Origin of the sequence: Bartonella sp. AU18XJBT (genome assembly GCF_028618595.1) — a bacterium.
Classification (GTDB): Bacteria; Pseudomonadota; Alphaproteobacteria; order Rhizobiales; family Rhizobiaceae; genus Bartonella.
In genome coordinates, this window is record NZ_JAQITE010000060.1 from 1 (window position 1) to 5,608 (window position 5,608).

Below are 5,608 nucleotides of genomic sequence, written 5' to 3' on the forward strand. Positions count from 1 at the left end.
TGTTTATGATAATGCGCATCTTTCTGATAATGCTTGGGTTTATCATCATGCAAGGGTTTATGGGAATGCAAAATTAACAGGAAGTGCTCGTATTCATAGCAAGGCGGTAGTTTATGATCATGCTGTTGTAAGTGGCTCTTCAAAAATTTATGGCAAGGTTTATGGCAATGCTAGCGTGGGTGGGTATGTTAAGGTCTACGGTTCTGTTTATGGGAATGCAAAAGTGACTGGTTATCACACCATTAGAGGTTTGGTCCATGGCAATGCAAGATTAAAAAGAGATGGTTATTCATATGTTGAACAAAACGTTTACTATGCATATGGGATTCCTGAAGATTGTGAAATTTATGAAAACGATCACGTTGTAAAGATTATTAAAAATAATGCTGCGTAAATAAGACGCGGGCGGTGCGGGGGCGCCCCTCTTTCAAATTTCCCATTCCAAATTTTATCAAACGTTTATCACATTAGATTGTGAGGGTATCTTTATGTGCAAAAAATATGAATTAACCAATGAAATTAAACAAATTAAAGATAGGATTACTAAACAGATTACAACTCTTTATCGCATTCGTGCTTTAAAAGATTTTGATGATATCAAAGCGGGCGATCTAGGCGGCTTTATTGAAAAGGAAAGCAACCTCTCTCATGATGGCAATTGCTGGGTCTATGATAATGCGTGGGTTTATGGCTATGCCCGTGTTTATGAAAATGCAAAAATACGCCATTTTTCTCAGGTCTGTGGTCATGTCTATGGCAATGCGGAGGTCTATGGAAAGGCTTTTATCTCTCAATATGCTAAAGTTTATGACAATGCTTGTGTCTATAGTAAGAGTGACATCCTTAATGCTCTTATATGACGAATTCACAAGCTTGTAAAAAACATCTCACAATACTCATCACCCCCATTTCACGACAGCCCTTATGAAAGATATAAAATGGGTACCATCATTTTTACTTAAATAATAATAAGACGCAAATCGGTACCACAAAATAAGATATAAATTAGTACCACCATATTATTTTCTTTCTGTTAATGTCGTAACAGCCTGCATTTCAGACAATTTATAAGAAATCTCTTTACACCTTGTCTCCAATAGTTTTTATCCACCACATGCCTTCTTCCAATTGTAATGTGTAAGAGGATAGCTCTCATTGATTTAATATCAACAGATTTGGCATGAGAAAATCTTAAGGTATTCAAAGCTCTTATTCAAATTGAAAAGGTAATTTATCTATAAAAATCATATATATATATATATTGATCTTCGATCGATCTTATTATGAATTTATTGAAAATATTTACAACTATTTTATCTATAGAAATACCATCATTATCTTTTTTAAGACAAGAAAACGTTTTTTTGCTATCTATTTAAGTCTTACAAAATGTAACAATACCAATACAACACCGCATAAGATAGGGCATAAATCTCTGGACTTGAGTTAAAGCATTATTTTCTTATTCTAAAATATCCCTGAATGAAAGTAGCTTTCCTCTCTCCTAGTATGCTTTATCATAAACCACATAGCGCTCTCAAGCGTATACATTTTTAATCTTTTATCTAAAATTTTGAGAACTTCTTATAGCGTTCTACTAAAGACAATATAAATTTTGTAAAATAACATTTATATCATTGAGCTGTTTTCTTGATAACGATGAAACACCTTTAAGGAAACACCTTTTATCATTCCTCAAGAATGATTTTTGATATCATAATCAAAGTATTTTTTCCGCAAACAGCTCTTTGTAAACACTTTCAATCTTGCTTGCCTCTTTTTCCAAAGGAAAGTGAGTACGAACATGGGTTAAAGCCTTCTTTCCGACTACCAATGTTTTTTCTACATCAGCAAAATAAGGTTCAATTGCTGCTGTTAAAGCCGCTCCATCTCCTGCTTGAACAACTGTTCCTGTCGCTTCTACAACCAGTTCTTTATAAGATCCTGCATCACTCGCTACAACCGCAACTTGTGATGCCATTGCTTCTAATGGTGTTAAACCAAAACCTTCTGTACGAGAAGGTGCAACATAAAGTGTTAAACGACGATACCACAAAGGGATGTCCAGAATCTCACCAAGAAAAATAATGCGATCATCTAGACCAGCTTTAGCAATCTTTTGGCGTAATTCTTTTTCAAAATGATAATATTGCTCTGTTGTACGACCAGCGATAAGTGCTGTCCATTCGGGGTAATCAGGCAATAATGCTATCATGGCATCAACAAATAAATCTGTTCCCTTTGAGTAGCGCAGACGCCCAAAACATCCTACCGCATATTTTCCTGGAAATCCTGTCGAAGAAAAGCAATCATCAAAGGTCTGGGGTGGAGTAAAACGCCTCACATCCACCCCATGCATAACAACCTTATGAGGCACTTCTAGATAAGCGCCCGTACGTGTACTGGTAGCGATAACCCTATCCATACAGCGAATCAACCATTTGGTAAAAGGCTTATGATGACGTTGTGAAGATAAGTTTCAGCTTCATTTTCAATATATCGCGCAAAAAGATCCCACAAAGCATCTCAATATTGCGCCGTGCATGCCAAATACGAAATGGTTTCCCTTTCGGACTTTTCCAAAGTCCGAAAAGGTCCTTAAAGGCAAGAGTCGGCAAAGTTTGTGGTAAACCAAACCCTAAAGTGGATATACGCACACCCTGTTCGCGTTGCAGTGGAATAAGCTGAATAATCGTAGATGTTACTCCCGATAAACGCCTTTTAAAGTGAGGCGCAATAATTTCAGTTTCGTCCAAAGATACACGCATAATAATCCATATGTTATTTAGATATACTGAACCTTAATGATCTCGTAATTATGCGCACCACCTGGTGCATTCACCTCAATCACATCACCTTCTTGCTTTCCAATGAGTGCACGTGCAATAGGCGAAGAAATAGAGATTTTACCAACCTTTACATCAGCTTCTTGATCTCCTACGATCTGATACACTTTTTTTTCTTCTGTATCCTCATCCAAGAGTTTAATGGTTGCTCCAAATTTTATTTTGTCGCCTGAAAGACGCGAAACATCTATAACTTCTGCTCGCGCAATATAATCTTCAAGCTCATTTATACGCCCCTCATTATGGCTTTGTGCTTCTTTAGCCGCATGATACTCAGCATTTTCTGATAAATCACCATGTGCACGCGCCTCAGAAATTGCTTCAATAATTCGCGGACGCTCCTGTTGTTGACGCCAACGCAACTCTTCTTTAAGACTCTCAAAACCAGCTGTAGTCATCGGAACTTTTTCCATAATCCGTCCCTTTCTATTACACGGAAGGTTTAATAAAAATACAAAAAACGGCTTCCAAAATTACTTTTGGAATCCGAAAACTACGATCTTTTTTATTATATAGTACAGTATCGCTGTTTTCCATACAAAAATAAATAAAGAAAACAAAACATGCACAAATAGTGATTAAAACATCTCATTTTGGTGTTTAAAACCTTAAACTTCACTCTTCTCTTTAAAGTGTCCTAAAAAAGAAAGAATTGTATTTTTTTCTGTTTTATCATAATCTAGCAAAAGAAATCATATGGGATATCAAGAGAGAAGGATAGAAAATCTCTAAAGAAATTCTTTACAGAAAAATGAAAAAAATCGTCATTTTTTTTATGTTTGGCTCTTTCTTTTTAGCCACAACAATATCTGAAGCTGCGAATGCTTTTGTTACGAGAAATCTTAATTTTAGAACAGGTCCTAGCACTCAGTATGCACTTTGCGGCTTAATCTCTGCTGGAGAATTGGTTTTTGTTAAAAACTGTGAAGGAAACTGGTGCCATATCCGATATAACACTCAAATAGGTTGGGTGTCATCTCGTTATCTTTCATTTAAAGATGGAAATGATCTTTATCACACATACACAATGTCTTTAGTTCCCAAATGTACCGACTGTTCTCCATAACCGCCATAATAACTTATGCCCTCTTGAATATCATCACGGCAAAAATGCAATAGTGTCCACGAACAACCACAAATATGCCCCCTCCAAAGAAATACTTCGGAGAATTCGTCTCATAGAAAAAACTTGATCAATATCCTAATGAAAGCTCCAATAAACCAAAATAAATCTGTTCAACAACGTTTTTCTGTTGTCATAATGAAATTGTAAAAATTAGTATTTTATTTAAAATCACCAGCACTTTTCTATCAAAGGATACAACAATGAAAAATGGTGTGACAGCAACAGTAGAGGCTCTTTCTGCTCTCATTGCTTCAGGTAATCCTCTTTTTAAGAATGGTGCATTATGGACACCTCACCGCCCTATTCGTCCTGAAAAGTCTGAAGGTGGTATTCCATTTCAACTCGAAACACCCTTTGAACCTGCAGGAGATCAACCTAAAGCCATTAAAACTCTGGTTGAGGGAACTCAAAAAGATGAGCGTACGCAAGTGCTTTTGGGTGTTACCGGCTCAGGAAAAACCTATACAATGGCCAAAATCATTGAAGAAACACAGCGTCCAGCTCTGATTTTAGCTCCCAATAAAACTCTAGCAGCGCAGCTTTATGGGGAATTTAAAAGTTTCTTCCCCCATAATGCCATCGAATATTTTGTTTCCTATTATGACTATTATCAGCCAGAAGCCTACGTTGCACGCTCTGATACCTATATTGAAAAAGAATCCTCAATTAATGAACAAATCGACCGTATGCGCCATGCTGCAACACGTGCTGTCCTTGAACGTGATGACGTCATTATTGTCGCATCTGTATCCTGTATCTACGGGATTGGTTCAGTAGAAACTTATACTGCTATGACCTTCAAAATAGAAAAAGGTGATAAACTCAATCAACGGCAATTACTGGCCGATTTAGTTGCCCAACACTATCATCGACAAGATATTAATTTCATTCGTGGTTCCTTTCGTGTTCGAGGGGATACAATCGAAATTTTCCCTGCCCACCTTGAAGATCGTGCTTGGCGTATTTCGCTCTTTGGCAATGAGGTGGAAACAATTACGGAATTTGATCCTCTAACGGGTCAAAAAACAGGCGACCTTCAATCGATTAAAATTTATGCCAACTCACACTACGTAACACCACGCCCAACACTTAACCAAGCGATGAAATCGATCAAAATGGAACTCGTTCAACGTCTTGATGAGTTGAACGCAGCTGGACGTCTTTTAGAAGCACAACGTTTAGAACAACGTACAATTTTTGATTTGGAAATGTTAGAAACCACCGGCTCATGCTCTGGAATCGAAAATTATTCACGCTACTTAACAGGACGCAAACCTGGTGAACCACCACCAACCTTGTTCGAATACATTCCAAACAATGCTCTTGTTTTTATCGATGAAAGCCATGTAACCATTCCCCAAATTGGAGGCATGTACCGAGGTGATTTTCGAAGAAAAGCAACTCTAGCAGAATATGGATTTCGCCTACCTTCCTGTATGGATAACCGTCCTTTACGCTTTGAAGAATGGGATGCGATGCGCCCGCAAACGATTGCCGTCTCTGCAACACCAGGACGCTGGGAAATAGAACAATCTCACGGCACTTTTGCAGAACAAATTATTCGTCCAACAGGGCTTGTTGACCCACCAACAGAGGTTCGTCCAGCCAGAAATCAAGTCGATGATGTTGTGAATGA

Annotated in this window: 3 protein-coding genes and 3 pseudogenes; 4 read left to right on the forward strand and 2 right to left on the reverse strand. The window is 37.7% G+C overall.

What is annotated here, in order from left to right; translation table 11 throughout:
• A pseudogene (locus PVV60_RS09330) lies at positions 1-394 on the forward strand (hypothetical protein); the annotation flags it as partial.
• Between the two features lie 94 nt (positions 395-488).
• Positions 489-842: pseudogene (locus PVV60_RS09335) on the forward strand (hypothetical protein); the annotation flags it as partial.
• Positions 843-1,720: 878 nt separating this feature from the next.
• Here PVV60_RS09335 and PVV60_RS09340 read toward each other — a convergent pair.
• Together PVV60_RS09340 and greA are read right to left on the reverse strand one after the other, a co-directional pair.
• Positions 1,721-2,768, reverse strand: a pseudogene (locus PVV60_RS09340) (glycosyltransferase family 4 protein).
• A gap of 17 nt (positions 2,769-2,785) precedes the next feature.
• On the reverse strand, positions 2,786-3,259 hold the full coding sequence (gene greA / locus PVV60_RS09345) for a transcription elongation factor GreA (RefSeq protein ID WP_007347010.1): 474 nt from the start codon (positions 3,257-3,259) through the stop codon (positions 2,786-2,788).
• Between the two features lie 338 nt (positions 3,260-3,597).
• On the opposite strand from greA, the gene PVV60_RS09350 reads away from it, so the two are divergent.
• Together PVV60_RS09350 and PVV60_RS09355 are read left to right on the forward strand one after the other, a co-directional pair.
• A complete protein-coding gene (locus tag PVV60_RS09350; protein ID WP_273724522.1) occupies positions 3,598-3,912 on the forward strand; it encodes an SH3 domain-containing protein in 315 nt (104 codons plus the stop codon).
• A gap of 260 nt (positions 3,913-4,172) precedes the next feature.
• Positions 4,173-5,608: DEAD/DEAH box helicase family protein (locus PVV60_RS09355; RefSeq protein ID WP_273724523.1), on the forward strand; the 1,436-nt coding region annotated here is incomplete at its 3' end.